Genomic DNA, 26,428 nt, shown 5'->3' with positions numbered 1-26,428 from the left:
CACGCCATGAGCGCCGACGGTCAGCCGTCCTGGATGATCCACGAGGATTCGAGCATCCCCGTGCTCCTCGCGTTGTGGTTGCGTGAGACCCTGCACATCGCCTCCCCCACCGACCTGCCCCGCCTCCGCGGAGTTCCCGTCGGCGACACCCCGGACCGTGACGTCGACGAGCAGGACCGCCTCGAACGCCAGTGGCGCGAGTGGTGGGCGATGACGGTCGAGCCGGAGGCGCATCCGTCGGCGGTTCCCCTTGAACTCATCGACGAGTACGGCACCTGGGTGGCCCTGCCCACATCGGGCGCCGACGACCTGGCCGCGGCCATCCGTCCGCTGCACGTCGCTGCGACCTCGTGGGTGGAATGGGCGCGCAGCGGCTACACGAAGGCATCGAGCGGTCGCCCGTCCGACAGCTACCGCGCCTATGCAGGCACCATCGCCGAGCACGAACGCGAGGTCGGGCGTCGGGCGCACTCCTTCGAGCTCAACGTCGAGGTGCTTCCCCTGGCCGAGCGCGGCGTCTGGTGGATCGGATCTCTCACCGTGGCCGTGACCGATTCCCTGAGAACGGATGCCGCAGCCTTCGACGCGGCGATCCACCCGATCATCGCGGAGATCGCGTAGCCGCCACCACGGCCTCGGCGATGATGCCGAGCGCCTCGTCGTAGCGGTGCGGCGGCGGAGCTCCGAAGCCCAGCACGAGGGCACGGACGGCGCTCGGGGCGGCACCCGGGGCGAGGTAGCGCGCCATGCCCTCGACGCGCAGCCCACGCTCGGCCGCCTCCCTCTCGACATCGGCCTCCTCGACACCGGGCGGCAGCTCCAGCAAGCAGTGCAACCCGGCTGCCATTCCCGTGACAGCGAACCCGGGGAGCCGCCTGCCGAGTACCTCCTCGAGGTGCCGGCGGCGCTCGCGATACATCGACCGCAACGAACGCAGGTGCCTGTCGTACTGGTTGCCGTCGATGAACTCGGCCAGCGAGAGTTGCGCGAGCGAGTCGACCGAGGAGCCGAGCAGCAACCGCTGCTCGAGCACGCCAGCCCGGAGGTCCGGGGGAACCACGGCCCAGGCCAGCCCGACCGCCGGGGCGAGGCTCTTGCTCGCGGTGCCTGCATAGACGATGCGTTCCGGGGCGAGCGCCTGCAGGGCGCCAATGGTGCGGCCGTCGAAGCGGAACTCCCCGTCGTAGTCGTCTTCGATGACGAGGCCGTTCGAGCGCTCCGCCCAGCGCACGACCTCGACCCGCCGGGACGGCGACAGCGGCACGCCGGTGGGGAACTGGTGGGCGGGAGTGAGCAGTAGGGCGTCGATCCCGAGCTGGTCGAGCCGGGTGACGTCGGCGCCCTCCGCGTCGATGCCGAGCGGGACGACGTCGAGACCGGCGGCGCTGAGTATGCGCCGATGCCGCTCGTGACCGTAGGCCTCGACGCCGATACGCCGGGAACCGCGGGCAACGAGCGCCCGACCGACAACGGCGAGGAGCTCGCCGAAACCGTGCATCACGACGACGCGGTCGGGTTCCGCCCAGACTCCGCGGGCCCGGCCGAGGTAGGTGGCCAGGGACGTGCGCAAGGATTCATGCCCGGCAGGATCCCCGTAGCCGAACGAAACCGCGTCGGCTCGGGCGAGGGCTCGTCGTGTCGCCGCCGACCACTCCGACCGCGGGAACCCCGACGCATCCGAAAGACCGCCGCGCAGGTCGAGCGCGAAGGCCGAATCCGTGCCCACGCGGGACCGTTCGGGAGCGATCACCCGTCGATCGCTCACCCAGGTTCCCGAGCCGACACGCGACTCGAGCCACCCCTCGGCGACGAGTCGTCCGTAGACGTCCGCGATGCTGTTGCGCGCGATGCCGAGGTCGGCGGCGAGAGACCGCGATGGCGGCAGCCTGGATCCCGGTGCCAGACGGCCGTCGAGGATGGCGGCGCGAATCGCAGCCTCGACTGACGCCGCCCGGCGCGTGCGGCCGAGGTCGAGATGCAGATCGAGGCCTGAATTGGCCCATGATTCGCTCATAGGAATGGACTGTATCAGTGCGCCATTCTTTCCTACGGTGGGAAGCATGACGACAACGGACACCTTCATCAGCATCCCGGTGCGCATCGACTTCGACAGCGTGACGCCCGGATACTCCCGAGCCATGAGCGCTCTCGACGAGGCGGCCACAGCCGAACTCGACCGGGTGGGCTTCGACGCGCGGCTTCGGGAACTCATCCGCCTGCGGGCTTCTCAGCTGAACGGATGCGCCTACTGCGTCGACCAGCACAGCAAGTCGGCCGTGGCGGCCGGCGACACCCACCAGCGCGTGCACGCCGTCGCGGTGTGGCAGGAGTCCGGCTTCTTCACTGCGCGCGAGCGGGCCGCCCTCGCGTTCACCGAGTCGGTGACTCTTCTGGCCGACACCCACGTGCCGGACGAGGTCGTCGCCGAAGCGCGCGCCGTCTTCTCGGACGACGAAGTCGGCGCTCTCCTCTCCGCCGTCGTGACGATCAACGCGTGGAACGCGATCGCGGTGACCACACGAGCATGGCGCCCTCGGCGCGATCGCGACTGAGCCCGACGCATCCACTCCCCCACCACCCCTGACGGTTCCGCCGCTCACATGAGCGCGGTGCGGCATCCGTGCAGCGAATCCGCAGGCTGCGATGTGCGAGACTTGACGCGGTCCGAATCAGGGCCGAAAAGCCAACCCCCGGGAGCCCTTTCCGCATGTGCGGCATCGTCGGCATCGTCTCGACTGAGGCGGCCAATCAGCAGGTCTACGACAGCCTTCTCCTCCTGCAGCACCGCGGGCAGGACTCGACCGGAATCGCGACGGCCGACGGCCCGACCTTCCACATCACGAAGGCCAAGGGGCAGGTGCGCGAGGCATTCCGCACCCGCGACATGCGCTCCCTGATGGGCAACATGGGCCTCGGCCACGTGCGGTACGCCACGAAGGGCGCCGCCGAGCGTGAAGACGAGGCGCAGCCGTTCTACGTGAACGCGCCCTACGGCATCATCCTCGTGCACAACGGCAACCTCACGAACACCCGCGAACTCAGCGACGACCTGTTCCGCATCGACCGCCGCCACGTGAACTCGGCGAGCGACACCGAGATGCTGCTCAACGTGCTCGCGACCGAGCTGCAGGGCCAGATCACCTCGCTCTCGCTCGACCCCGCCCAGATCTTCGACGCCGTCACCCAGGTGCACGAGCGCGTCGAGGGCTCCTACGCCGTCATCTCGCTCATCGCGGGCTACGGCCTCCTGGCGTTCCGCGACCCGTACGGCATCCGCCCCCTCATCCTCGGTCGCCGCGTGACGGATGCCGGCAAAGAGGAGTGGATCGTCGCATCCGAGTCGCTCGTTCTCGAGAACGGCGACTACGAGATCGTGCGCGACGTAGCTCCGGGTGAGGCCATCTTCATCTCGCTCGACGGCACGCTGCACTCGAAGCAGTGCGCTCGGAACCCCCGCCTGGTGCCGTGCTCGTTCGAGTACGTCTACCTCGCGCGCCCCGACTCGGTGATGAACGGCATCTCCGTATACGAGGCGCGCCTGCGCATGGGCGATCGCCTGGCCGACACCATTGCGACCCACATGGACAAGGGCGACATCGACGTCGTCATGCCGATTCCGGACTCGTCGCGCCCGGCCGCCATGCAGGTGGCCCAGAAGCTCGGCATCGAGTACCGCGAGGGCTTCTACAAGAACCGCTATGTCGGCCGCACATTCATCATGCCGGGCCAGGCCCAGCGCAAGAAGAGCGTGCGCCAGAAGCTGAACGCCATGGGCACGGAGTTCAAGGGCAAGAACATCCTGATCGTCGACGACTCGATCGTGCGCGGCACGACCTCCAAGGAGATCGTCGAGATGGCGCGCGCCGCGGGTGCGAACAAGGTGACCTTCACCTCGGCTGCTCCTCCCGTGCGCTACCCGCACGTCTACGGCATCAACATGCCGTCCCGCACCGAGCTCATCGCCGCCGGACGCAAGATCCCCGAGATCGGTGCCGAGCTGGGTGCCGACGCGATGATCTACCAAGAGGTGGCCGACCTGCGTTCGGCCATCATCGAGGGCAGCGACGTGACCGACCTCGACCTCTCGTGCTTCACGGGCGAGTACGTCACCGGCACAGTGACGCCCGAGTACCTCGACTGGGTCGAGCGTACGCAGCTCTCCTAGGAGTTTCGGTCCTCGCCTGCTGAGCTCCTCCGCGGGCGGGACCCCGACGCTGGTCGACCCGCCGGGAGTTCAAACTGTCAACAATTGGACCAGAGTCCTGAAGCACACGGACGGACCCGGGAACTGAATGAACAAGATGTGGACGGAGGTTTCGGACTCGCTTCGGCTTGTCCGGGCAGTGTTGGATGAGGCCGGCCCAACGGATGCACCGCCTTGGTTCGAGGTGATTCGGAAGGTGATCGAGCCGGATCCGGCGACCGCACCGGTTGATCAGGTGTGCATACTGCTGCGACGGATATGGGGCATGGCCGGTTTGCAGGACTACAGCGCGACTCGAGGATCGTCCGCCTACGATGACCCAGCTGACTGGGGCGAGCGGTATTGGGATGCCCTTGAAGGCCTCGAACGCACTTTGAGCGAGTTCTACCCTGTTGTATGCGACGAGGAGTCGGGATGGCGCCCGCAGTGAGTGGTTTTTCAGCCGGAGACATCCGATCGCCGGGACGCATATCCTTACCCACCCCTGACCTGTCAGTCACACCGGGCGGCTGCAATGACCGGTGACGCTCCACCGTTGTTCGCTGATGAACACGGATCCTTAATCGACGACCTGAATGCGGTCGGATACCCGATCAGGCGGATTGATGAGCTGAAGGCGTGGCGCTACGTCGACGCCGTACCTGTGCTGATCGATTGGTTGACCCGACTCGACGGGATCGAGCAAGAAGTCGTTATTCGTGCGTTGACCGTTCCATGGGCGAAACCGTTAGCTCTCGAGCCGATGCTTGCGGTGTTCTCCTCAATGTCTCCTGACGAATCCGGAAAACGGTGGGCGGCCGGAAATGCTCTGGACGTTCTCTGGAGTGATTCGCATTTCGACGACCTAGCGCGGATTGCAGTCGATGTGGGGTATGGCGAATCGCGCCAGATGGTGGTCTATGGGATGCGGAAGTCAAAGGATCCCCGTGCCGTCGACCTACTCATCGAGCTCCTGGATGATGACGACGTTGTCGCCCACGCGATCTCTGCACTGGTTCGACTCCGAGCCGGGAAAGCTAGGCGAAAGCTGAAGCAACTACTCGACCATCCTCGGCCCTACATAAGGAAGGAAGCGCAGAAGGCGCTTGATCGCATCCCGGCGGCGGGAAGGGACTGAATCGTCGGAGCGCTGCTCGCCTGTAGCCAGACGACTCACGCCCTCTCAAGAAGGCCAGACATGAGTTTGGGTAACTCATCCCGGTCCAACGGACGGTGAGTGAAAGACATGGGCATGTCCCCAACCAATACGATCTCGTCCTCATCGCCGGCGATCGCATTGAGCGCATACACGAAAACTGCGTTTGACGGACTGAAGCGATACTTCGTGTACGGAACATTTGTGAAGCCGCTCAACACGTGGCGGCGGTAGTCCACGAATGACGGTCCAGTTGAGACGATTTCCCACCGCAGGGTGGGGCGTTCCCGTCGAGCATGCTCGCCAATGAACAGTCCTATGTCCAGCGCCACAGAGCGCCATTCCTTCGTCGGGTAGATCCCTTCCCTATCAGCGGTGATATTGCTGAGAAACCAGTCATTCAGTCGTTGGAGGGATGCGGCGTCGGCGCCAAGCTCGAGCCCATACTTCTTGAGAAGGTTCTGAAGCTCATCGATCCTCGACGGCATTTCTCGCATCAGTTCTCTGAACTCTTTACGCGCTGTCCGAGCGTCGAGCGTGACCCATTGCCCGGGGCGATAGTCACGCACAAACGTAGTCCGCGAAGCGGGAGTGGCGCACTGCGTCAGTCATGGCCCTAATCATCACGGGTCCGCGTCTGGACTTACAGGCCGCCACACACACCGACACTGAGAACGAGTCCCCTGAGGGACCGGCTTACGGATCCCGTCGTCGAGACCAAGTTGGACAGGCGTGCGCTGATTCGCGAGACTCGCAATGTGAGAGACGAAGACCCGACCGAGGCTGAGTCCACCTTCTTTACGTTGTTGTCGGTCCAAGTTCCCGGGCTGGAGGCCTGGTACCACTTCGACGAGGTCGGCTCACCGTGGATGATCGTGTCTCATGACTTCGTTGTAGGTGACGCCGTGCGCAAGACGCTTCGGCTGGACTATGACGGGCACTCGCTTCGCGGCGGATGGAGCCCTGCTTGCTTGAACTGGGATGACGGTGTTCGCGCAGCTGACGCGCATATTGACACATCATCGCCGGATGGACTTGCCGTCGATGATGTGTCGGTGGCCGCGGCCGCGGCTGTTGCCGCGGAATGGTTTCGGCGCCGTATCGCCCACCCTGGTCTTCTCGCCTAGAACGTCCTGCTGAACCGTCGCAGCCCGATCCCTCACTGCAGTAGGACGAAGCACTCAATCTCGCTGTGTACGCCCGCTCCTGCACACCTAAAGGACCACGTCGAGCGGCCCCTCCTCGGACGTCGGCGGCTCGAACCGCTCGAAATACTCCGTCGCGGTCTGTTCGGTGAGCGGCCAATCGTCCGCTCGCTTGCCGTGTCGATCATCGACTCGGCTCAGGATGGTCTCCAGGCTCGTTGCGATGTACACAGTTTCCGGCACGATGCCCTGCGGTGCGAGCAGTGCGCGGAACTCATCGCGTTGTCGGCGAAACCAGAATCCGAAGTCGAGCACGACATCGTCCCCCGCCGCGACATGACGCAGCAAGCGCGCCTTCAGATCTGCCGCCACCTCAGCGACCACTTCGGTGGAGGGCATCGTCGTGATTCCGCGATCCCAGAACTCCACCTCGAACGACAACCGCGTCCAGCCCTCGCGCTCTAGCCGCTTGGCGTACGTGGTCTTGCCTGAACCGCCTGGTCCGCACATCATCACGACTCTAGGTCGCCCTGTCTCGCTCACTGCCACCGGGCCGAGGTTACGCTCCGCCAATGACGTTGAGACCTGCAACGCTCCGCTCACCGCTGGTCTGGGTCAGATCAGGCCTGATCCACACGCCCTAAACACAAGCCGTACTTCCGAGCTCCCTTTCGGAAGCTTCGCGCGCGAGCCAATGGTGCATGACGGGTAGGGTCGTCCACCACACTGAAGGATCGTCGTCTGACGCGGCTCAAGCCTCTGGATGCTGGCTGTGATCCTCAAGGTCGGGCTCGGCGCGCAGCACGTCGGCGATCTCCTCCTCCGGCCGCGGCGGTATGGTTTCGTCAGCCTCGAGCTCAGGAACGCTCGGCTCATCCGTCGTGGAGATGTGGTGGTCAGGAGTGTTCTCATTAGACACGGCGAATCCTTCGGTCGGCATCACCGACAGCGTATGCCGATCGCTCTGCGAACGCCTCGCGTGGTACGGGGCGACTGGATACCAGGTCTGCGCTCGATTTGGCGGCAGGGTTTGATTCGCTGTGCGGATCACCCAGGTCGGGACAGGACCGCCTCTAGCCCACGCTGCAGCGACCGCGCCTACACGCTATCGGGGTAAAAAATGATCGGGATAGAGAATCAGCCACACAACCCCTGAAAATAGCGCAGGCCACAGGACAAGATTCGCTCCCGAAATGACCAGGCCCCAGAGCGCGCGCCGTCGACCACCTGAGCTGATCAGACTCGTCTTAGACACCGCTATCAGTGACAGAACGAGAGCCGAAATGGCGAGCACCGTACCGGCTCCAACGCCCAACCAACCAAAGATCGTGCGAAGGTCAGCAATCTCACGAATACTCGAGAAGTTCATTGCCGCTCCAACCACAGCCCCGAGCAGGAACGCAGCAAAGGCTGAAATGGCTAGTGCGAGGGACGCGGTCCCGATGGGGTCGTACGGAGCATGTCGGGCTGGCCCGGTGTCGTGCGACGCACGAGACTCTTTCGTCAACATGGGCTGAGAGTACCGGTCAGCCATCCATCATCGAATCCGAGCGACGCGTCGGGAGCAGTCGTTTGGATGTTGCCTTGGCTACTCTGACTTCACTTCGGTAGCAGTTCGCTGCCGACGGTCGGCGCGCTTCAAACGTGCCAGCCCATCCTTGTAGATCCAGTAGAAACCTGCAGGGGCGTAAAGCGCGATCAGGACGGCGGCTACGTTCATCACCCACTGGCTACCGGTGACCCAAACAGCGACGGCGATCACGAACATGAGTGCGGTCCCGATAACACCCCAGACAATCATCACCTTCTCTAGGAGGGTGCTGCGCAACCAAGTCAGTTCGAGCATGCGCTGGAATCGGTAAGCCATGAGCGGGATCTTAACAACGATCGTCCTCACCACATGACCACCTCGAATTTGGACGGTCCTCCCATTAGTAATGAAGGGACTGAGACCCACTCGGAGAGGCGCAAGCCAATCGGGCTTGTCGCGGAGGCATGGACCATGCAGCGAAGACGACGACGTGAACAATGGACTGTGCCCCTGTCGGGCTGAGGTTTCTGCCATGCCACCATCGCTTCGGCTGGGATGATGGGCGAGAAGCCGGTGTCGGAGCCAGGCGGAAGGATGGCGGGGTGCGGGTCTTCACATTCCTCGTCGCGGCCGTGCTGTCGCGCATCGCCGCGGCGGGCGGAGTCGTCGTGTTCCCGATCCTCGCGTTGCGCGAGCTGGACGACCTGGCGGCCGGAGCAGTCCTCGTCGCCGCGGCCCTGGCCCCGACTGTGGTGTTCTCACCGCTCGTCGGCGCGGTGCTGGACTCGGCCAGGCATCCCCGCCTCTTCCTCTTCGGGGCCGGCGTGGTGTCGGCCGGCGGGTACGCGACGGCCGCCCTGCTCGGGTTGGTTCCGTTCGGCGTCGTCCTGCTCGCACTGGTCGCGGCGGGATGCGTGACGCCCGTCCTCATGGGAGGACTGTCGAGCTTCGTCACGGGCCTGATCGCCCCGGAGCGCACGGCCTACGCCACCGACACCCTCGCGTACAGCATCGCCGGTGTCAGCGGCCCGGCACTGTGCTCAGCCGTCATTGCAATCGCGTCCCCTCGCTGGGCGGCGCTGTCGCTCGCCACCGCCGGTCTTGCCGGGGCCGTCATGATGCTGGCGCTTCGACCGAAGCCGCACTCCCACGGGATGTCGGACGGATTGTGGAGGCGTATGACACAGGGTGCCGTCTATCTCGTGCGGCACCGCCCGCTCCTGCTCGTGACGGCGTCCAGCACCCTCACCCAGATCGGAGCCGGCGCCTTTCCCATCGCGGCTGTCGTGTTCTCGATGCAGCACTGGCACCAGGCGGAAACCGGCGGATGGATCGTCACGGCATTCTCCATCGGTACCCTCGTGAGCGCCGTCGCCGTCGCGATCCGTCCGATCGACACGTTGCCTCCGGCGCTCGTCATGGCCTGTGGCTTCGCTCTCACCGGAATTCTCACGGCCCTCAGCGCCCTCAACGTCTCTCTCGCGTGGACGATCGTCCTCGTCGGGCTGTCCGGCCTGTTCTCGGCGCCGAGCGTCGCAGCCATGTTCGAGCTGCGCACGATCAACAGTGTCGCCTCCGTGCGCGCCCAGGTCTTCACAGTCGGATCCGGACTCCGAGCCGCCGCGGGAGCGCTCGGGGCGGCGCTCATAGCGCCCTTCGTCGGAGTCGACGGTGGTGTGCTGCTCAGCCTCGTCGGGCTCATCTGGCTCGCCTCGGCGGCTCTCATGCTCCCGTACCGGACCGCATCGGCAGCCGTGGTCGCCGCCTGATAGCGAGCATGATGCCTCGAGCGGATCGGAGGTCCACGGGCGGATCCCTCGCGAGCGGTACCGACGCATGTCAGGATGAAACCGAGACGAAGGAGCAGCATGGGCAAGTACGACATCTCCACTGTGAAGGTCGGCACTCTGCTGGATGATCCGGATGCGGTTGCGATTCTCGAACGCATCGCACCGGGCGTGTCATCCAACCCGATGATCGGTCTTGCCAGGGGGATGAGCCTCGACGCGGCACTGGGCGCTGTCGGCGGTCGGGTCGACGACGCCACCAAGCAGCGGCTGCGCGACGAGCTCGCCGCGCTGTAGCGCTCGACACCGACACACCCGTTGGTCGATCGGATGGCGGACCGGTTGAGGTCAGGAGTGCGTCAGTTCATCCAGGAGGGCCCGTTCCTCATCATCGGTCAGGCCGCTCGTCAGGTCTCCTGACGCAGCGTCCATCTGCGCTGCGAGGCCGTCCCGAAGTGTCTGAACGAGCGGGCGGAGGGCGAGTCCGGCGGCAGATGCTCGAGAGTTGGACCGGCTGCTGAATCCGTACCACGAACGATCGGCCAGCCACAGTGGCAAGGACCGGGCGCCCGCCCACTCCACGACATCGTGATCCCGCAACCATTGTTCGGGCGCTCGCACGGCCTCGGCCGTGCTGTCGGCCGCTTCTCTCGCTGCCGCCAGCTGCTCATCGAATGAGACGACGGGGCCCGTCGCGTTGAACACCCCGGTGAAGCGGCGCTCGGCGGATCGAACCAGCCACTCCGCAAGGTCCCGGACGTCGATGACCGCGGTGGGAAGCTCCGGGGCATCCGGGACCAGGACCGTGTTCTTGCGGGCGGGATGGGCGAAACGCCAGGGCCAGTACGTGGTGCGGTGCGTGTGATCTCCCGGCCCACCGATCAGCCCCGCGCGAGCGATCAGAGAACGATCGGCTCCGAACGAATCCAGCACGGCGTGCTCGCAGGCGACCTTCGCAGATCCGTACAGCTCCGGATCAGTGAAGCTGTCCGCCGCCAGCGGCTCCAACAGCGGAGCCTCCTCATCAGCGCCGACGTCGTGGTGCGACGCGTAGACGTTGACGGTCGACACGAAGACGTACGAGCTCGCCGCATCTTCAAGGTCGCGGACCGCACGTCGTACATGCCCAGGCTGCCGCGCGACGTCGACAACGGCGTCCCACCGTTCACCCAAGACTGGACGCAGAGCATCCTCCGCGTCTCGGTCGGCGTTCACGAGACGCGCGCCGTCCGGGACCGACGATCCGCGGGCTACACAGGTCACCTCGTGCCCGCGCCCGATGAACGTCGACGCTACTTCTCGACTGAGCCATGCGGTTCCGCCGAGCACCAGGATCTTCATTTCCGCATGCTCTCAGAGCCGCGTGAAGCCTGCCACCCTTTCCGCTCAGGGCAGACCGGACACTGCTGGCACTCACGGTCGAAGACAATCGGGTTCCCGGTGAAGGATCGGGCAGCAGCTGTCGGTTGTCAGACGGACGGATCCCAGTCTGCGAGCTGATCGAAGATGCGGCGGTCGCCGTCGAACTCCAGCGAGTCCAGCGGGATGCGGTCGTAGAAGAAGAGGACCAAGTCACTCGCCGTGCCCCGGGCGGAGGCGTCTGCGGTGACGTGTCCCTCGTCGGAAGCGTGCGCGAGGTGGGCGACCTGTGCGCCATCGGGAGATAGTCGGAGGCGCCAGGATCGGCCTTCGGTGGCGTGGTAGTCGACGATGGCGGGGTCGTGCGGCCAGGCGACCGTCGTCGCGCAGAGGGTGAACTGGCAGTCGTCGAATCCGTCGAGGGCGATGGTCTCCGGTATCGGCTCCGCGGCACCCTCAGTCAGCTGGATGTCATAGGTGTGCACCGCGATCTCATGCAGCTGCCGCCGCGCCCAGGCTCCGGACGTCTGTGGCGACGGCGAGTCGGCCCACCATGTCCAGCAGTCGCGATCGGGGCCAGCCTCGCGCAGCACGCTCTGCAGGTGCTCGACGGATTCGACCCACCAGGCCAGGAGAGCCTCGCGCTCCCGAGGCGCACCCGTGTCGCCTCCCCACGCCGACTCCTCCGGCGGACCGTTCGCGGGCCCGGCAGCGACGATGGCAGCCGCCTTACGGCGCCCCATGCCCACATGCTGTACGTGTTCGAACAGCGTCCGTGCGGGATGGGTCAGCATCTGAACCTCGAGGCTGGGTGTCGCGGCGACCGCGGCGCCGAAGGCGGCCGACCGTTCGTCGATCAGCCGCAGCTGATCAGGGAACGTGAGAATCTCGTGCATCCTGCCGGTCTACCACAGGGCTCGAATGCCCGGACAGGGATTCTCGCACCGACGCGGCGTCTCCCTCGATTGAGAGACTCGCCATCGTGTGGTTTGATGCCGCATGACCTACGCCGTCGTGTCCGTTCATTCTCCTCGCCCCGAGCATCGCGAGGCTGTCGTCGAGTCGATGTCGCGATACAGCCAGGTGGCGCGTCAGCAGCCCGGCTTCGTGTGGACCGGCATCGTCGATGACGCCAGTGGGCGACTCGTCGGAATCGCCGTGTGGGAATCCATCGACCATGCCCAGGCTGCTTCCGAACCCCTGATGGCCGAGGTCGGCGACGATCCCTTCACGACCTGGGACGAACAACCCATCGACAGCCTGCGAGGCACCGTCATCTGACGGGCGGGGCGTCAGCCCTCTGGAGTCGTCAGCGTCGTGTGCTCGACCTGCTCGGTGTGCGAGCGCTTGGCCAGCACGCGGTCGAAGACCAGCGCAACCACGGCGCCCAACGTCATTCCGATGACGCCGCAGAGCAGCAGCAGGAAGCCGAAGACCTGGCCGATGCTGAACTCGTCGTTGGCCGGGAACGTGACGGTGAGGATGAGCGCCACCACGATTCCGACGATGGCGCCGGAGAGCAGGAACCGCAGGTAGCGGGGCGAGCGGCGCACGACGGCCTCGCCGCGCTCGATCTCGACGACCGCGGCGTCGTCAGCGGCATCCGTCACCCCATCGGGTTCGGAGGACGGACGATCGGCGCGGTTCTCGAGGCTCACCCCTCCATTGTCCCACCCGCCGGGAGCACGACGCCCATTCGCGGCAGCACGACGTGCGGGGAGGTCCGGACGACCGGACATCCCCGCACGGCGAGCGCGTCTGGTCGCTACTGCTTGCCGGCTCGCGCTGCCACCACGGCCCGGCGGCGCAGGATGACGGCGACCGCGACGGCCGCGAGCACGAGCAGCGCCACGACGGCCCAGATCCACCAGCTCGAGTCACTCACGGGCTCGACGTCGGATGCAGGCGCGGCGGCGGAATCGCCATCGGCCGCCTCGGCGACGGGCTCATCGGCCGTGGAGGCCGCGACGCCGCAATCGGCCGGGAGCGGAGCGGTGAACGACACGGGGTCGAGCGCCTCCCCGGCCGGGTAGGTGCCGAACGCTGCGGCACCCTCTTCGGTCAGTACGGCGGGGATCGCGGTTCCGGTGAGAGCGGCATCCGTCGTCGTCAGCACGTCGCCACTGAGATCGAGCGTCGCGAAGCGGATGCCGGCCGCCGTCACGGGCTCGCCCTGCTGGGTGGTTCCGGTGACGTCGAGCAGCAGGTAGCCCTCGGCGGGGCCGGTGAGCTCGATGCGGGGGTTCGCGATGGTCGTGTCGAGAGCGCCCTCGTGGCCGGTGAACTCGATGGTGCCCGGGTATCCGACCGAGCCGCGCGAGGCCGCCGGGTCGACGGAGCCGGTGCCGCCGGCCCAGCCGAAGATGCCGTTCTCCTCCGTCACGCCGGTGAGTGCCCAGTCGCCGTTCGCGATTCCGCCGGTGAGGTAGCCGCGGAACGACTCCTTGAAGCCCCAGCTGAGCGTGGCGTCGGCCACGGTGCACTGGCCGGCGACCGACGCGCGCTCGGGAATCGTCAGCACGATGCCCTTCGCCGTCGAGCCCTGGAAGGTGAGCGTGTGCGTGCCGGTGAGGGCGGCCGGAAGGGTGCCGGTCCAGGTCACCACGCCCGAGGCGTCGGCCGTGAGATCGCGGGCGAGCACGGTCGGCGTCGAGTAGATAACTACGGTGATGCCGGTCTCGTTCGGCTCGAAGCCGCCGACGGTGATCGTGACCTCGTCGCCGTTCACGAGCGAGGCCAGGGTGGTCTCGTCGAGCTCGATGCCCGTGGTCGCCGGCGGGGTGGCCGGGATGTCGGTGACGGATGCCGCATCCGCTGCAGGCGCCGAGGCCACGGTGCCGCCGGTTCCGGCCGGTGCTGCGCCCTGCGCGCCGATGACGGCGGTGAGCGGGGCGAGCGAGCGACCGGCCGAGTAGAAGCCGTTGAACGCCGTGGCTCCGGCTGCGGTCAGCGTGACCGGGGCCGCAGTGAAGGTCGTCGCGCCGCCGGCCGATGAGCGCGATGCCGTGCCGAGATCGACGGTCGCGAAGTCGACCCGGGAGCCGTTGACCGACACCGAGAGCACGCCGGAGGCGGCATCCGTCACCCGCAGGACGGGGTTCGAGAAGGTGAGGTCGAGAGCTCCGGCGTGGCCGGTGAAGCGCACGGCGCCGCTGTAGTCGGCGGTTCCGGTTCCCGCGGCCTGGTCGAACGATCCGCCCGACTGGCCGAACTGGAAGGCTCCCCCGGCCGCGGTGGCTCCGCCGCTCACGGCGATGGCGCCGTGGGCGATCGGGCCGGTCACGTAGGAGCTGAACGCCGTGTCGATGCCCCAGCGCAGAGAGCCTGTCGAGGTCGGGTCGGATGCCGGCGGTGCTGTCGGCGCGACCGGCGGCGCGACGGCACCTGTGACCGTCACGGTGACCGCGCTCGAGGTGCTCGCGGCGAAGGCAACACCCGAGGCCGGTGCGAACCGCGCCGTGAAGGTGTGGGCGCCGACCGTGCTCGGCTTCACCGTCGTCTTCGCGCTGCTCGAGGAGAGCGCGACCGGGGTGCCGATGGCCTTCCCGCCGGTGTAGAACGTCACGAAGCCTTTCGCATTCGTCGGGGCGACCTTCGCGGTGAGGGTGACGGATGCTCCGGCGGTCACGCTCTTCTGCGATGCCGAGAGGGTGGTCGTGGTGGCGACGAGATCGGTCGGCGGCTCCGGCGTGACGGTGGCAGCGCCGATGACGGCGGTGAGCGGCGACAGGCTGCGACCGGCCGGGTAGAAGCCGTCGAACGCGGCGGCACCGGCGGCGGTCAGCGTGACCGGGGCGTCGGTGAAGACCGTGGCGCCCTTCACCGTGGTGCGCTTCGCGGCCTTGAGGTTCGCCGTCGCGAAGTCGACGCGGGCGCCGTTGACCGAGAGGGTCAACACCCCCGCGGTGGCACTCGTGACCCGCAGGATCGGGTCGGAGAAGGTCAGGTCGAGCGCACCTGCGTGGCCTGTGAATCGCACGGAGCCGGCGTACTCGGCCGTGCCGCGGCCGGTGGTGGCCGTGAACGATCCCCCTGACTGAGCGAAGCGGAAAGCTCCTCCTGCGCTGGTGGCTCCGGTGCCCGGAGTGACGGACCCCGAGGCGATGGGGCCGGTGACGTAGGCGCGGAAGTCCGCGTCGATGCCCCAGGTCAGCGAGCCCTTCTCGGTTGGGGTGACCGGCGGAACGACGACGCTCGACACCGTCACCGTGACGACCGGCGACGTGCTGGCTGCGAACCCCGCGGCCGGCGCGAAGCGGGCGCTGAGCTTCGCGGCGCCGACTGTTGCGAGCGTCGCGCTCGAGGCCGCGATGCCGTCCTTCACGGGGACGGCGTCACCGAGAGCCGTGGAGCCTTCGTAGAAGGTGACGGTTCCGGATGCCGTCGCCGGGGCGACAGTCGCTGTGAGGGAGACGGAGCTACCGGCCGTGACAGCGGCATCCGACACCGCGAGAGTGGTCGTCGTGACCACGTCGGGCTCGGGCTGCGGCGTCGGGTCGGCGAAGGCAAGAGAGGTGGCGGTCTCGAACGCGGCGTATTTCGCGCCGCCACCGGGGTAGGTGTAGATGCCGTAGTTGCCGGTTCCCGGGTCCTTCGGGTTGACCGCGGACACGGGCACCTCGACTTGGAAGGTGCCGTCGGGCTTGATCTCGATCGCACCGGCGGCAGCGCCTCCGATCGTCGCCATGTCGGCGGCGTTCACGGCCCAGTACGTCTGCAGGCCCACTCGGGCACTCGTGGCGGCGTTCTCGGTCGGCTTCCACACGTCGGCGAAACGGCCGAAGGTGACGTAGGCGCCGGTGAACTTCCCCGCCAGCGGCGGACGCGTGCCCGACGTCGTGGGAGCGTTCGGCACGAAGCCCGAGCCCGTCACCGTGACGGTGTCACCGGCAGGGTTCAGGTTCGTCGTCTTGGAGACCGTGACCATCGGGGTCGGCAGCGGAGCCGCGAACGTCAGGGCCGTGTAGGTCTCGAACGCGGCGTACTTCGCGCCGCCACCGGGGTAGGTGTAGATGCCGTAGTTGCCGGTTCCCGGGTCCTTCGAGTTCACTGCGGACACCGGAACCTCGACCTGGAAGGTGCCGTCGGGCTTGATCTCGATCGCACCGGCAGCAGCGCCGCCGATCGTTGCCATGTCCTCAGCGTTCACGGCCCAGTACGTCTGCAGGCCCACGCGGGCACTCGTCGCGGCGTTCTCGGTCGGCTTCCACACGTCGGCGAAACGGCCGAAGGTCACGTAGGCACCGGTGAACTTCCCTGCCAGCGGCGGACGGGTGCCCGAGGTGGTGGGAGCGTTCGGCACGAAGCCCGAGCCCGTCACCGTGACGGTGTCACCGGCAGGGTTCAGGTTCGTCGTCTTGGAGACCGTGACCGTGGGCGTCGGCAGGGGTGCCGGCGCGTAGGTGACTGCGGTGATCGCGTTCTGGCTCGGGTCGCTGAAGCCCTGGCCGTGGGCCTTCGAGGTGTAGAGCGCGTAGGCGGGGACGGCGGTGCTCGGCGCGGGAACCGTGACGGTGATCGAGAAGGTTCCATCGGCCTGCATCGGCGCGCTCTTGCCGGCGCCGGATTCGCCCTCGGGGTTTCCGACGGCGATCCAGACGGTCTCGCTCGAGACCAGGCTCGAGCTGCCGGCGTAGAAGCCGGCGAGGCCCACGGGCCCGAGGCCGAGATAGATGCCCGGGGAGACGCCGGCGAATCCACTGCCTGTCACGGTGACGGCGCCACCGGATGCCGGAGCCGGGGTCACGGCGATGACCGGGGCTGCGGCCACGGCGGCGAGCGGCGCGGCCTGCGCCGGCTTCGGTGCAGGAGCCTGCACAGGAGCGGATGACGGCGCAGGGCTGGGCGAGGCGCTCGGAGCGATGGTCGGAGCCGTGGGCGCGGGCACCGGCACCGAGTCGGTGGCCGGTGCGGGCTCGACGACGGGGGCGGGCTCGGCCGCTGGCGCCGAGACCTCCGGTGCAGGCGTCTCCTCGGGTGCGGCATCCGGGGCCGACTCGTCAGCCGACTCGGTCGGCTCCGTCGGCTCGGACTTCTCGGTCGGCTCTATCGGCTGAGCCGGCTCGGCGGTCGCGGTGGGCGTCGAGACCGCCACGGTCTCGTCGGCGAGCGCCGGAGCACCTGTCGCGAACACACCCCCGGCTGCCAGAAGAGTCACGGTCAGCGCGGCGAGGAGCCGGCGGAAGGTCGAGGAAGGCGGATGCGGGTGATTCACGACGCGGATGCTCCAAGGCAGGACGAAGGCACGCGGAGACCGACTGTTCGCCGGGCGCGTGCGGGTTTGCGAGGGGTGGATCGCCTGAGTTAGCTTAGGCTTGCCTAACGTATCCAGACCCGGCATCCGTTGTCAATTCTAAGGTTAGGCTAACCTAATCAAGCCATGCTGAATCCTGCTGCCCGCCGCGTCCACCGCCGCCTCCTCCCCACCGCGATCGTGGCCGTCGCCGCCCTCATCGCACTCTCGGGGTGCGCCGCCGCATCGTCGGTGGCCGAGGAGCAACCCCAGTGCATCGGATCGGCTCAGGCACTCACCGAGCTGGAGATCGCCCCCGACCCCGCCGACGTCGACGGGCCGTCGACCGCCTGCCTGCTCGACGCGCACGTCGAGGCCGTGAGCTCGACCGTCGAGCCCGAACTGCCCGTCACTCTCACCGATGCGCAGGGCACGAGCGTGACCGTGACGGATGCCTCCCGCATCCTCCCGCTCGATATCACCGGCGCCATCGCCGCCACGGTCTTCGGCCTCGGCCTCGGCGACCGGGTGGTGGGTCGCGACGGGTCGACGGGCTTCCCCGAGGCCGCGCACCTCCCCGTCGTCACCGCCGACGGCCACACCCTCTCGGCCGAGCCGATCATCGCCCTCGCGCCCACGGTGGTGATCACCGACACCACGCTCGGCCCGCGCGACGTGATCGCGCAGTTGCGTGACGCCGGCATCCCCGTCGTGATCGTCACGAAGGAGCGCAGCATCGAGACCGTGGGCGAGCTCGTGGCCCAGGTGGCGGCCGCCCTCGGGGTCGACGACACGGGCTCGGCCCTCACCACTCGTGTCGAGAAGGAGGTCGCCGCCGTGCGCGCCGAGATCGACGCCGTCGCCCCGACCGAGGCCGCCGACAGGCCGCGCATCCTGTTCCTCTACGTGCGCGGTTCTGCGGGCGTCTACTACCTGTTCGGCGAGGAGTCCGGCGCCGACTCCCTCATCCGCGCCCTCGACGGCGTCGACGTCGCCGGCGAGATCGGCTGGACGGGCATGCGCCCTGTCACCGCCGAAGCCCTCATCCAGGCGGCGCCCGATGTGGTGCTGCTCATGACGAAGGGCCTCGAGTCGGTCGACGGCGTCGACGGCCTGCTCGAGGCCGTGCCGGCGCTGGCCGCGACCCCCGCCGGCGAGAACCGCCGCTTCGTCGACATGAACGACACCGACATCCTGAGCTTCGGGCCGCGCAGCGCCCAGGTGCTCGACGCACTCGCCCGGGCGATCTACGCCCCCGAGGCCTCGGGTCCCGTGGCGGGCGCAGCCGAGGATTCCGGTGAGTCGAGTGAGTGACCTGGTGACGGATGCCGTCACCCCGCCGTCCTCCCCCGCATCGCCGAGCCGCGCCGAGCCATCCCCGGCCGCGCCAGCCTCACCAGCCGCGCCGGCCGCCGCATCCGCACCCCGACGCCGCCCCACTCGAGCGGCGATCCTGTTCGCCGGCCTCGCCGTGACGCTCGTCGGCGTCATGCTGCTGGCCGCGTGCAGCGGGCAGTTGCCCATCTCGCCGGGCGAGGTGTGGAACTCGCTGCTGCGCGGCCTCGGCGTCGACGTGCCCGCCGCCGCGGTTCCGACGACCGATGCCGCGCTCTGGAGCATCCGTTTTCCCCGCATCATGATGGCCGTGGTCATCGGAGCGGCCCTCGCCGCAGCCGGAACCCTCATGCAGGCGGTCTTCGCGAACCCGCTCGCCGAGCCCGGCGTCGTGGGAGTCTCGTCGGGCGCGGCCCTGGGCGCGGCGGCCTCGATCGTGTTCGGCTGGGCCTTCCTCGGCGAGTGGACCATCGCCGTGGCAGCCTTCGCCGCCGGCCTCGTGACCACCCTGTTCGTCTACCTGTCGAGCCGCTCGGGCGGCAAGACCGAGGTCGTGACGCTGGTGCTCACCGGCATCGCCGTGAACGCGTTCGCCGGGGCCGCGCTCGCCCTGCTGATGTTCCTGGGTGACGCCGGATCGCGGGAGCAGATCGTGTTCTGGCAGCTCGGCTCGCTGAACGGATCGCGCTGGCAGCAGTTCGCCGTCGTCGCGCCGCTGGTCGTCGCCGGGCTCGTCGTCGCCTTCCTGCTCGCGCGCACCCTCGACCTGTTCTCGCTCGGGGAGCGCGGAGCCCGGCACCTGGGCGTCAACGTCGAGGGCGTGCGCATCGTCGTGGTCGTCGTCGTCGCGGTACTGGTCTGCGCGGCCGTCGCCTTCGCGGGCATCATCGCGTTCGTCGGACTCGTGGTGCCGCACCTGATGCGCATGATCATCGGCCCGGTGCATCGCGGCCTTCTCGCCGCCAGCGTGCTCGGCGGGGCCGTGCTGCTGCTCGCCGCCGACCTCGTGGCCCGCACGGCCGTGCCGATGGCCGACCTGCCCATCGGCCTGCTCACCTCGCTCATCGGCGGACCGTTCTTCTTCTGGCTGCTGCGTCGCACGCGGCGGCGGGCCGGGGGCTGGGCATGACCGCTCAGGCGAGCGCGTCCGGCGCGCTTCCGGTGACGGATGCCGGGCCCGACCCGGCCCTGGCCTCAACTCTCGCACCTGCTCTCGCCGCCCAGGGCGTCGGCGTCGTCATCGACGGCGCCACCCTGCTCGACGGCGTCGACTTCGACGCCCGGCCCGGCGAGGTGCACGCTCTCATCGGACCGAACGGTGCCGGCAAGTCGACGCTGCTCGGAGTGCTCGCCGGCGACAGGCCTGCGGCATCCGGCAGCGTGCAGGTGGAAGGGCGGCCGATCGGATCGTGGCGCCTGCGCGAGCTGGCACGCACCCGTGCCGTCCTCCTCCAGCAGCACGACGTGTTCTTCCCCTTCACCGTGGGCGAGGTCGTGGCCATGGGGCGCGCGCCGTGGCGAGGCACCTCCGCCGAGGACGACGATGAGCGATTGATCGCCGCGGCCCTCGTCCAGACCGACGTCGCCCATCTCTTGGGGCGCACCGTGCCGTCGCTGTCGGGCGGCGAGCGTGCCAGGGTCGCCCTGGCCCGCGTGCTCGCCCAGGCCGCGCCGACGCTGCTGCTCGATGAGCCGACGGCGGCGCTCGACCTGCGCCACCAGGAGGACGTGCTGCGCATAGCCCGGGCCCGCTCGCGGTCGGGCGACACCGTGGTGGTCGTGCTGCACGACCTCAACCTGGCGGCGGCGTATGCCGATCGCATCACGCTGCTCGCCGGTGGGCGAGTGGTGGCATCCGGGAGCCCGGATGCCGTTCTCACGGGCGAGCGCATCTCGGAGGTCTACGGGCAGCCGGTCGAGGTGATCCCGCATCCGCGCACGGGGGCGCCGCTGATCCTGCCGCTGCGGTGAGCCGCACCCCCGACCACCCTCGCCTGCCCCGCTCGCTGAGGCCCGGACGGAGTCCGCGGCCGAAGCGCTTCTACGAGCCGCGACCCCGAAGCGCTTCGGACGGTCGCTGCGCTCGGTCCTCAGCGAGCGGGTTCTCACGGCGCGCTCGGTGAGAACCCGACGAAGTCGGCGTTCGAAGCGCAGGCACCGCAGCTACCGCACCACCGGCAGCAGCCCGTCGAGCTGCGCACGCTGACCCGAGGCGTGCACCCGGCCGGACCCCAGAGCGTCGTCCCAGGCCTCGGCGCCCGTGGCGAGCGCGAGCCAGGTCGCCGCATCCGTCTCGATGACGTTCGGCGGCGTTCCGCGCGTGTGCCGGGGTCCCTCGATGCACTGCGTCGCCCCGAACGGCGGAACCCGCACCTCGACGGTGTTGCCCGGAGCACGATCGGCGAGCGCCTGCAGCGTGAATCGCACGGCCATGGCCTTCGTGTCGCGGCTCGCGGATGCCGCATCCGCCTGCCACGACCGCAGGGCGGCCAGCCCCTGACCCTCATCGATGCGCGCGCGTCCCATGGCTCCATCCTCCCGCGCCCCCGCCCGTCCCCGCACCCGTCGAGTTGCCCACTTCAGCCAGTGCCGGGCGCTCACGACTGGCGGAAGTGGGCAACTCGGCGCATCCCCTACCCTTGAGGGCGTGAAGATTCTCGTTCTGGGCCCGGGCGCGCGCGAGCACGCCATCATCACCGCACTGCTCGCGGATGCCGCCGGCCACGAGGTCATCGCCGCTCCCGGCAACGCGGGCATCGCCGGCGACGTTCCCGTCTTCCCGATCGACGCGGAGAATCCGGATGCCGTCGCCGCACTCGCGGTCGAGCACGGCGTCGACCTCGTCGTCGTCGGACCTGAGGCCCCCCTCGTGGCCGGCGTCGCCGATGCCGTGCGCGCCGCCGGGATTCCCGTGTTCGGCCCCGATCAGGCCGCGGCCGCCCTCGAGGGATCGAAGACCTTCGCCAAGCGCATCATGGACGCCGCGGGCGTTCCGACCGGCCGCGCCGTGCGTGCAGCCTCGGTGGAGGAGGCATCCGCCGCCCTCGACGAGTTCGGTGCCCCCTACGTCGTGAAGGCCGACGGCCTCGCCGCCGGCAAGGGCGTGCTCGTGACGAGCGATCGCGCCGCGGCCGTCGCCCACGCCGCCCAATGGGCTCCGCGGGGAGGCGTGCTGATCGAGGAGTTCCTCGACGGCCAGGAGGTCTCGCTGTTCCTGCTCTCCGACGGCGAGCACGTGCTGCCCCTCTCCCCGGCACAGGACTTCAAGCGCCTCCTCGACGGCGACGCCGGCCCCAACACCGGAGGCATGGGCGCCTACTCGCCGCTGCCCTGGCTCACCGACGAGTTCGGCTCGGAGCAGGCCTTCGTCGACGAGGTCATCGAGACCATCGCGCTCCCCACTGTGCGCCAGCTCGCCGCCGAGGGCACTCCCTTCGTCGGCCTGCTCTACTGCGGGCTCATCCTCACGTCGAAGGGCATCCGCGTCATCGAGTTCAACGCCCGGTTCGGCGACCCCGAGACGCAGGTCGTGCTCCCCCGGCTCGAGACGCCGCTCGCCGGACTCCTGTTCGCGGCAGCCACGGGCACCCTCGGCGAGCTCGAGCGCCCGGTCTTCTCCGACACCGCGGCGGTCACCGTCGTCATCGCCAGTGAGAACTACCCCGAGCCGCCGATCACCGGTCGCATCCTCTTCGGGCTCGCGGATGCCGCATCCGTCGACGGCGTGCACCTCGCCCACGCGGCCACGGCTCACGGCGCGGAGGGTACCGATGCCGCCGGCGAGCTCGTCGCCACGGGCGGCCGCGTGCTCAGCGTCGTCGCCGTCGGAGCCGACTTCGGCGAGGCGCGCGCCCGTGCCTACGACGCCCTCGGCCGCATCGGCCTCGAGGGCGGGCAGTTCCGCACCGACATCGCTGCGAAGGTCTCCTGACGTACCCTCGCCCGGCGCAGGCCGCGCCCCTCGCCCGGCGCAGGCTGCATTAGATCCAGCAGGCTCGATTCGCGCGATTCCAGCCTGATGAACGGCATCCAGCCTGCCGGGCGGCATCCGGCAGCGGTATCCGGCCGTGCGTCCAGCCGCTCGAAAGTAGACTGGGCGCGTGACCGCGACGCCAGGACAGACGCCAGACCCGACGCCAGCCCCGACCGCCGATGAGAGCCTTCCGGGCTTCACCCGCGTCTACTCGGGCAAGGTGCGCGACCTCTACGAGCCCGTCGACCCGGCCGATGCCACCATGCTCGTCGTCGCGAGCGACCGCGTCAGTGCCTTCGATCACGCCCTCGAGCCCGGCATCCCGGGCAAGGGCGAGTTGCTCACCACCCTCAGCCTCTGGTGGTTCGACCAGCTGCGGGTGCCGAACCACCTCGTGCCCGATCACCGCGTCGACGGATCCAGCCGCATCCCGGCATCCGTCGCGGGTGGCTCGATGCTGGTGAAGAAGCTCGACATGTTCCCGATCGAGTGCGTCGTGCGCGGCTACCTCACGGGATCGGGGTGGAAGGAGTACCAGGCGACGCAGACCGTGTGCGGCCTGAAGCTTCCCGCCGGACTGGAGAACGGCGACCGCCTGCCCGAGCCCATCTACACACCGGCGTACAAGGCGCCGATGGGCGAGCACGACGAGAACATCAACTTCGAGCAGACCGTGGAACTCGTCGGGCCCGTCGTCGCCGCCGAGCTGCGCGACCTCTCTCTCGCGATCTTCGCGCAGGCCTCGCACGTGGCGGAGGGGCGTGGGGTCATCCTCGCCGACACCAAGTTCGAGTTCGGCGCCGATCGCGAGAGCGGCGTCACGACGCTCGCCGACGAGGTGCTCACCAGCGATTCCAGCCGCTACTGGGATGCCGAGGCCTGGCGTACGGGAACGACCCCAGCCGAGCGTATGGCCAGCTTCGACAAGCAGATCGTGCGCGACTGGCTCGCCGCCAACTGGGAGGACGACGGCGTGACGCCCCCGCCCACCCTGCCGAGCGAGATCGTCGAGCGAACGGCACTGCGCTACCGCGAGCTGCTCGAGCGTCTCACCGGCGACGCGGCCTGAGCTCCGTCTGAGCTCGATCTGCGGCCGGGCTGAACTCGGTCCGAGTCGCAGGTTGGGCTCGCTGTCGATTCGGGGCGGCATCCGTTCGTCGTCCTGATGAGCGCCCACCAGTGGCGCCGGACAGGAGACGACCATGACCACCCTGCTCGACCTCGACCGTGAGATCGATGAGACCGAGATCGGCTGGCTGCTCTCGAAGCGGGCCTCGGCCGTGAAGGCCAGAGACGCCGACTATCTCGTGTCGCGCTTCGCCCCCGGATCGACCGGCTTCGACCTCACGCCAGCCCCGATCGCCCCTGGCTCGACGATCACGGATGCCGCAGACCTGCGCGACTGGTTCGACGGGTTCGAGGACTCCATCGAGTACTCCGTGCGCGACCTCGCCGTCGTCGTCGGCGATGACGTGGCGTTCGCACACAGCGTCGATCGCTTCACGGCCACGCCGGTCGGCGGACGGCGCTTCCAGCTCTGGCTGCGCGTGACGACGGGGTTGCGCCGCTCGCGTGGAGTCTGGCTCATCACCCACGAGCACCGGTCTGTTGCAGCGCCGCCGGAGTGACGGTTCCGCCGCCCGGCCGGGATGCCGCGACAGCAGGGTGGGAATACCCTCCAGAAATTAGTTGTTGCGACAATCATGACCGACACTGCTTCCGATCTCCTCGCCCCGGACACCGGCATGGGCGCCGTCACCCTGCGGGTGGGCGACCTCGACGCGATGATCGCCTACTACCGCGACGGCGTGACCCTCGAGCTGATCGCGAACGACGGCGGCACTGCGGTGCTCGGCCGTGGCACGACGCCGATCATGATCCTGCAGCACGCCCCCGAGCTGAAGTCGGCCGAGCCGCGCAGCGCCGGGCTGTTCCACACGGCCATCGTGTTCGACTCGCAGACGGCCCTGGCGCTCGCGATCTACTCTGTGGCCACGCGCTACCCGGGCACCTTCACCGGCAGCGCCGACCACCTGGTGAGCGAGGCGTTCTACTTCACCGACCCCGAGGGCAACGGAGTCGAGCTCTACTGGGACCGGTCACGCACCACCTGGAGCTGGGCGCACGGCCAGATCGAGATGGCGACGCTCTACCTCGATCCGAACGCCTACCTGCAGGAGCACCTCACCGAGGTCGCGCTCGAGTCGGCCGCCATCGCGCCGTTCGGCACGGCGGTCGTGGGTCATGTGCACCTCTCCGTCGGCGACGTGGCGAGCGCACGGGCGTTCTACGTCGACAAGCTCGGCTTCGAGACGACGGCCGCGCTCGGCGACTCGGCATTGTTCGTGTCGGCCGGCGGCTACCACCACCACATGGCCATGAACACCTGGAACAGCGCCGGCGCCGGCAGACGGGGTCTTGCCCTGGGGCTCGGCCAGGTCGACATCGTGGTGCCGAGCGCCGACGACATCGGAGCCCTCGACGAACGGATGCGGCACTACGGCGTGAAGACCCGTGACGACGGCCAGACGGTCGCCTTCGAGGACCCTTGGGCGAACCTGATCAACGTCACGGTGCGTTGAGTCCCCGCCTGCGGTGGGCCGCACGAAGTGCGCTTCGACCGTGAACTCCGTCCGGGCCTCAGCGAGCGGGTAGTAGGTCGAGCAGCTAGCGCAGACCAGCTGAAATGGCGGGACGAAAACGTGGCCGACGAAGTCGACCGGGTTTTCGTTCCGCCATTTCAGCCGAGAGGGCTAGTCGTCCGTGAGCTCGATCTTCACGTCGATGTTGCCGCGGGTCGCGTTGGAGTACGGGCACACCTGGTGCGCGGCGTCGACGAGGGCCTGGGCCTGGTCGCGGTCGACCTCGGGCAGGGAGACCTCGAGCAGCACGGCGAGCTGGAACCCGCCCTGGCCGTTCGGCGTGATGTCGACGCGGCCGCCGACGGTGGAGTCGACGAGCTTCACCTTCTGGCCTCGGGCGACGGCGTGCAGAGCGGAGTGGAAGCAGGCGGCGTAGCCGGCGGCGAACAGCTGCTCGGGGTTCGAGCCGAGGCCCGATCCGCCCATGCCTGCGGGAACGGCCATCTCGAGGTCGATGCGACCGTCGGTCGAGCGCACGTGGCCGTTGCGGCCCTCGCCGGTCGAGAGGGCTTCGGCGGTGTAGAGAACGTCCATCATCTTCTTTCCTTAAGTTGCGGCATCCGTCGGCGTGCGCAGCCCAACGGTCACCTCATTCATCCCGGCGGTCAGCTCGCGCAGCGTCTGCAGGAGTGCAGGTGCGGTCTCAGCCGAGAGCCGGGTCGCTTCCGCAACGCAGCGCGGAACGTCTTCGAGTTCGGTGCGGAGTTCGATGCCCCGCGCGGTCGGCGTCACCATGACGACCCTCTCGTCGCGGCCATCGCCCCGGCGGCGTTCGACCAGGCCGCGCTCCTCGAGCCGCTTCACCAACGGCGAGAGCGTTCCGGAGTCGAGCCCGAGGTGGTCGCCGAGGCGACGCACCGACGCCGCGCCCTCGGTCCAGAGCAGCACCAGCACGAGGTACTGCGTGTAGGTGAGGCCCCACGGAGAAAGCAGCTCCCGGTAGGCGACGCTGGTCGCGTGCGATGCCCGATAGAGCGCGAAGCACACCAGGGGATCGAGGGGAGACGGATGCACGGAGCCGTCGGGCGACGTCGTCGTCGCGGGTGCGATGGGGGTGGCCATACCTCAACGGTTGCACACAATTG

At 68.5% G+C, this 26,428-nt stretch carries 27 protein-coding genes; 15 read left to right on the top strand and 12 right to left on the bottom strand.

The window, feature by feature from the left end:
• The first annotated feature begins 6 nt into the window (after positions 1 to 6).
• Complete coding sequence (locus E4M00_RS14665; RefSeq protein WP_135121237.1) at positions 7 to 621, top strand: zinc-binding alcohol dehydrogenase; 615 nt, start codon at positions 7 to 9, stop codon at positions 619 to 621.
• Here the strand turns inward: E4M00_RS14665 and pdxR are convergent.
• Entirely contained in the window at positions 602 to 2,014 is a 1,413-nt protein-coding gene (gene pdxR, locus E4M00_RS14660; protein ID WP_135121236.1) for a MocR-like pyridoxine biosynthesis transcription factor PdxR, read from the bottom strand. The genes E4M00_RS14665 and pdxR overlap by 20 nt on opposite strands.
• Positions 2,015 to 2,060: 46 nt before the next feature.
• On the opposite strand from pdxR, the gene E4M00_RS14655 reads away from it, so the two are divergent.
• From E4M00_RS14655 to E4M00_RS14645, 3 genes are all read left to right on the top strand, one after another.
• A complete protein-coding gene (locus tag E4M00_RS14655) occupies positions 2,061 to 2,552 on the top strand; it encodes a carboxymuconolactone decarboxylase family protein (RefSeq protein WP_193555597.1) in 492 nt (163 codons plus the stop codon).
• Between the two features lie 155 nt (positions 2,553 to 2,707).
• Positions 2,708 to 4,165 carry an amidophosphoribosyltransferase gene (gene purF / locus E4M00_RS14650; protein ID WP_135121235.1) on the top strand — a complete coding sequence of 486 codons (1,458 nt, stop codon included), beginning with the start codon at positions 2,708 to 2,710 and terminating at the stop codon, positions 4,163 to 4,165.
• Positions 4,166 to 4,718: 553 nt separating this feature from the next.
• Positions 4,719 to 5,321, top strand: a complete 603-nt coding sequence (locus tag E4M00_RS14645; RefSeq protein ID WP_135121234.1) for a hypothetical protein — start codon at positions 4,719 to 4,721, stop codon at positions 5,319 to 5,321.
• A gap of 35 nt (positions 5,322 to 5,356) precedes the next feature.
• Here the strand turns inward: E4M00_RS14645 and E4M00_RS14640 are convergent, their stop codons facing one another.
• Positions 5,357 to 5,908, bottom strand: a complete 552-nt coding sequence (locus E4M00_RS14640; protein ID WP_135121233.1) for a hypothetical protein — start codon at positions 5,906 to 5,908, stop codon at positions 5,357 to 5,359.
• A 189-nt stretch (positions 5,909 to 6,097) separates the two neighbouring features.
• On the opposite strand from E4M00_RS14640, the gene E4M00_RS14635 reads away from it, so the two are divergent.
• Positions 6,098 to 6,466, top strand: a complete 369-nt coding sequence (locus E4M00_RS14635) for a hypothetical protein (protein ID WP_135121232.1) — start codon at positions 6,098 to 6,100, stop codon at positions 6,464 to 6,466.
• A gap of 87 nt (positions 6,467 to 6,553) precedes the next feature.
• On the opposite strand, the gene E4M00_RS14630 is transcribed toward E4M00_RS14635, so the two are convergent.
• The 3 genes from E4M00_RS14630 to E4M00_RS14620 form a co-directional block, all read right to left on the bottom strand.
• The gene (locus E4M00_RS14630) at positions 6,554 to 7,033 is read right to left on the bottom strand and encodes a P-loop nucleotide/nucleoside kinase family protein (protein ID WP_204773016.1); all 480 of its coding nucleotides are present in this window, start codon (positions 7,031 to 7,033) and stop codon (positions 6,554 to 6,556) included.
• Positions 7,034 to 7,235: 202 nt separating this feature from the next.
• Positions 7,236 to 7,424 carry a hypothetical protein gene (locus E4M00_RS14625; RefSeq protein ID WP_135121231.1) on the bottom strand — a complete coding sequence of 63 codons (189 nt, stop codon included), beginning with the start codon at positions 7,422 to 7,424 and terminating at the stop codon, positions 7,236 to 7,238.
• Positions 7,425 to 8,072: 648 nt separating this feature from the next.
• Entirely contained in the window at positions 8,073 to 8,351 is a 279-nt protein-coding gene (locus E4M00_RS14620; RefSeq protein ID WP_135121230.1) for a hypothetical protein, read from the bottom strand.
• A gap of 266 nt (positions 8,352 to 8,617) precedes the next feature.
• On the opposite strand from E4M00_RS14620, the gene E4M00_RS14615 reads away from it, so the two are divergent.
• Complete coding sequence (locus E4M00_RS14615; RefSeq protein WP_135121229.1) at positions 8,618 to 9,784, top strand: MFS transporter; 1,167 nt, start codon at positions 8,618 to 8,620, stop codon at positions 9,782 to 9,784.
• Positions 9,785 to 9,883: 99 nt separating this feature from the next.
• Positions 9,884 to 10,099, top strand: a complete 216-nt coding sequence (locus E4M00_RS14610) for a hypothetical protein (protein WP_135121228.1) — start codon at positions 9,884 to 9,886, stop codon at positions 10,097 to 10,099.
• A gap of 51 nt (positions 10,100 to 10,150) precedes the next feature.
• Here E4M00_RS14610 and E4M00_RS14605 read toward each other — a convergent pair whose 3' ends face one another.
• Positions 10,151 to 11,143, bottom strand: coding sequence for an NAD-dependent epimerase/dehydratase family protein (locus tag E4M00_RS14605; RefSeq protein WP_135121227.1), 993 nt, complete (start codon positions 11,141 to 11,143; stop codon positions 10,151 to 10,153).
• 128 nt (positions 11,144 to 11,271) lie between these two features.
• Positions 11,272 to 12,057: a maleylpyruvate isomerase N-terminal domain-containing protein gene (locus tag E4M00_RS14600; RefSeq protein ID WP_135121226.1), complete on the bottom strand. Its 786-nt coding sequence runs from the start codon at positions 12,055 to 12,057 to the stop codon at positions 11,272 to 11,274.
• Between the two features lie 103 nt (positions 12,058 to 12,160).
• On the opposite strand from E4M00_RS14600, the gene E4M00_RS14595 reads away from it, so the two are divergent.
• Positions 12,161 to 12,442, top strand: coding sequence for an antibiotic biosynthesis monooxygenase (locus tag E4M00_RS14595; protein ID WP_135121225.1), 282 nt, complete (start codon positions 12,161 to 12,163; stop codon positions 12,440 to 12,442).
• A gap of 11 nt (positions 12,443 to 12,453) precedes the next feature.
• Here E4M00_RS14595 and E4M00_RS14590 read toward each other — a convergent pair whose 3' ends face one another.
• Positions 12,454 to 12,819 carry a hypothetical protein gene (locus tag E4M00_RS14590; RefSeq protein ID WP_240037162.1) on the bottom strand — a complete coding sequence of 122 codons (366 nt, stop codon included), beginning with the start codon at positions 12,817 to 12,819 and terminating at the stop codon, positions 12,454 to 12,456.
• A gap of 107 nt (positions 12,820 to 12,926) precedes the next feature.
• Positions 12,927 to 17,375: an HtaA domain-containing protein gene (locus E4M00_RS14585; RefSeq protein ID WP_135121224.1), complete on the bottom strand. Its 4,449-nt coding sequence runs from the start codon at positions 17,373 to 17,375 to the stop codon at positions 12,927 to 12,929.
• 165 nt (positions 17,376 to 17,540) lie between these two features.
• On the opposite strand from E4M00_RS14585, the gene E4M00_RS14580 reads away from it, so the two are divergent.
• From E4M00_RS14580 to E4M00_RS14570, 3 genes are read left to right on the top strand one after another with little or no spacing between them, the layout of a single operon-like run.
• Positions 17,541 to 18,707 (top strand): heme/hemin ABC transporter substrate-binding protein, encoded by a 1,167-nt coding sequence (locus tag E4M00_RS14580; RefSeq protein ID WP_135121223.1) that lies wholly within the window; start codon positions 17,541 to 17,543, stop codon positions 18,705 to 18,707.
• A complete protein-coding gene (locus tag E4M00_RS14575) occupies positions 18,691 to 19,857 on the top strand; it encodes a FecCD family ABC transporter permease (RefSeq protein ID WP_420813456.1) in 1,167 nt (388 codons plus the stop codon). Before E4M00_RS14580 ends, E4M00_RS14575 begins: the two co-directional genes overlap by 17 nt.
• A complete protein-coding gene (locus E4M00_RS14570; protein WP_135121222.1) occupies positions 19,854 to 20,699 on the top strand; it encodes a heme ABC transporter ATP-binding protein in 846 nt (281 codons plus the stop codon). Before E4M00_RS14575 ends, E4M00_RS14570 begins: the two co-directional genes overlap by 4 nt.
• Positions 20,700 to 20,891: 192 nt before the next feature.
• Here the strand turns inward: E4M00_RS14570 and E4M00_RS14565 are convergent, their stop codons facing one another.
• Positions 20,892 to 21,254: a sterol carrier family protein gene (locus E4M00_RS14565; protein WP_135121221.1), complete on the bottom strand. Its 363-nt coding sequence runs from the start codon at positions 21,252 to 21,254 to the stop codon at positions 20,892 to 20,894.
• A gap of 121 nt (positions 21,255 to 21,375) precedes the next feature.
• On the opposite strand from E4M00_RS14565, the gene purD reads away from it, so the two are divergent.
• The 4 genes from purD (at position 21,376) to E4M00_RS14545 (ending at position 25,283) form a co-directional block, all read left to right on the top strand.
• Positions 21,376 to 22,659, top strand: coding sequence for a phosphoribosylamine--glycine ligase (gene purD / locus E4M00_RS14560; protein ID WP_135121220.1), 1,284 nt, complete (start codon positions 21,376 to 21,378; stop codon positions 22,657 to 22,659).
• Positions 22,660 to 22,828: 169 nt separating this feature from the next.
• The gene (locus tag E4M00_RS14555; RefSeq protein ID WP_135121219.1) at positions 22,829 to 23,770 is read left to right on the top strand and encodes a phosphoribosylaminoimidazolesuccinocarboxamide synthase; all 942 of its coding nucleotides are present in this window, start codon (positions 22,829 to 22,831) and stop codon (positions 23,768 to 23,770) included.
• A gap of 133 nt (positions 23,771 to 23,903) precedes the next feature.
• Positions 23,904 to 24,329: a YybH family protein gene (locus E4M00_RS14550; protein ID WP_135121218.1), complete on the top strand. Its 426-nt coding sequence runs from the start codon at positions 23,904 to 23,906 to the stop codon at positions 24,327 to 24,329.
• A gap of 75 nt (positions 24,330 to 24,404) precedes the next feature.
• Entirely contained in the window at positions 24,405 to 25,283 is an 879-nt protein-coding gene (locus E4M00_RS14545; protein WP_135121217.1) for a VOC family protein, read from the top strand.
• Positions 25,284 to 25,454: 171 nt separating this feature from the next.
• Here E4M00_RS14545 and E4M00_RS14540 read toward each other — a convergent pair whose 3' ends face one another.
• The gene (locus E4M00_RS14540) at positions 25,455 to 25,877 is read right to left on the bottom strand and encodes an organic hydroperoxide resistance protein (RefSeq protein ID WP_135121367.1); all 423 of its coding nucleotides are present in this window, start codon (positions 25,875 to 25,877) and stop codon (positions 25,455 to 25,457) included.
• A 12-nt stretch (positions 25,878 to 25,889) separates the two neighbouring features.
• Positions 25,890 to 26,405 (bottom strand): MarR family winged helix-turn-helix transcriptional regulator, encoded by a 516-nt coding sequence (locus E4M00_RS14535; protein WP_135121216.1) that lies wholly within the window; start codon positions 26,403 to 26,405, stop codon positions 25,890 to 25,892.
• Between the last annotated feature and the right edge of the window lie 23 nt (positions 26,406 to 26,428).

The sequence above is a fragment of the Orlajensenia leifsoniae genome, from assembly GCF_004570845.1.
GTDB lineage: Bacteria > Actinomycetota > Actinomycetes > Actinomycetales > Microbacteriaceae > Orlajensenia > Orlajensenia leifsoniae.
Note: the sequence above shows the minus strand (reverse complement) of the source record. Positions and strands in the feature narration are given on the sequence as shown.

Excerpts from the sequence above, each read along its gene's own strand:
- E4M00_RS14665 (WP_135121237.1), top strand. The coding sequence starts at position 7 with ATGAGCGCCGACGGTCAGCCGTCCTGGATGATCCACGAGGATTCGAGC.
- pdxR (WP_135121236.1), bottom strand. The coding sequence starts at position 2,014 with ATGAGCGAATCATGGGCCAATTCAGGCCTCGATCTGCATCTCGACCTC.
- E4M00_RS14655 (WP_193555597.1), top strand. The coding sequence starts at position 2,061 with ATGACGACAACGGACACCTTCATCAGCATCCCGGTGCGCATCGACTTC.
- purF (WP_135121235.1), top strand. The coding sequence starts at position 2,708 with ATGTGCGGCATCGTCGGCATCGTCTCGACTGAGGCGGCCAATCAGCAG.
- E4M00_RS14645 (WP_135121234.1), top strand. The coding sequence starts at position 4,719 with ATGACCGGTGACGCTCCACCGTTGTTCGCTGATGAACACGGATCCTTA.
- E4M00_RS14625 (WP_135121231.1), bottom strand. The coding sequence starts at position 7,424 with ATGCCGACCGAAGGATTCGCCGTGTCTAATGAGAACACTCCTGACCAC.
- E4M00_RS14620 (WP_135121230.1), bottom strand. The coding sequence starts at position 8,351 with ATGGCTTACCGATTCCAGCGCATGCTCGAACTGACTTGGTTGCGCAGC.
- E4M00_RS14610 (WP_135121228.1), top strand. The coding sequence starts at position 9,884 with ATGGGCAAGTACGACATCTCCACTGTGAAGGTCGGCACTCTGCTGGAT.
- E4M00_RS14605 (WP_135121227.1), bottom strand. The coding sequence starts at position 11,143 with ATGAAGATCCTGGTGCTCGGCGGAACCGCATGGCTCAGTCGAGAAGTA.
- E4M00_RS14600 (WP_135121226.1), bottom strand. The coding sequence starts at position 12,057 with ATGCACGAGATTCTCACGTTCCCTGATCAGCTGCGGCTGATCGACGAA.
- E4M00_RS14595 (WP_135121225.1), top strand. The coding sequence starts at position 12,161 with ATGACCTACGCCGTCGTGTCCGTTCATTCTCCTCGCCCCGAGCATCGC.
- E4M00_RS14580 (WP_135121223.1), top strand. The coding sequence starts at position 17,541 with ATGCTGAATCCTGCTGCCCGCCGCGTCCACCGCCGCCTCCTCCCCACC.
- E4M00_RS14570 (WP_135121222.1), top strand. The coding sequence starts at position 19,854 with ATGACCGCTCAGGCGAGCGCGTCCGGCGCGCTTCCGGTGACGGATGCC.
- E4M00_RS14565 (WP_135121221.1), bottom strand. The coding sequence starts at position 21,254 with ATGGGACGCGCGCGCATCGATGAGGGTCAGGGGCTGGCCGCCCTGCGG.
- E4M00_RS14550 (WP_135121218.1), top strand. The coding sequence starts at position 23,904 with ATGACCACCCTGCTCGACCTCGACCGTGAGATCGATGAGACCGAGATC.
- E4M00_RS14545 (WP_135121217.1), top strand. The coding sequence starts at position 24,405 with ATGACCGACACTGCTTCCGATCTCCTCGCCCCGGACACCGGCATGGGC.
- E4M00_RS14540 (WP_135121367.1), bottom strand. The coding sequence starts at position 25,877 with ATGGACGTTCTCTACACCGCCGAAGCCCTCTCGACCGGCGAGGGCCGC.
- E4M00_RS14535 (WP_135121216.1), bottom strand. The coding sequence starts at position 26,405 with ATGGCCACCCCCATCGCACCCGCGACGACGACGTCGCCCGACGGCTCC.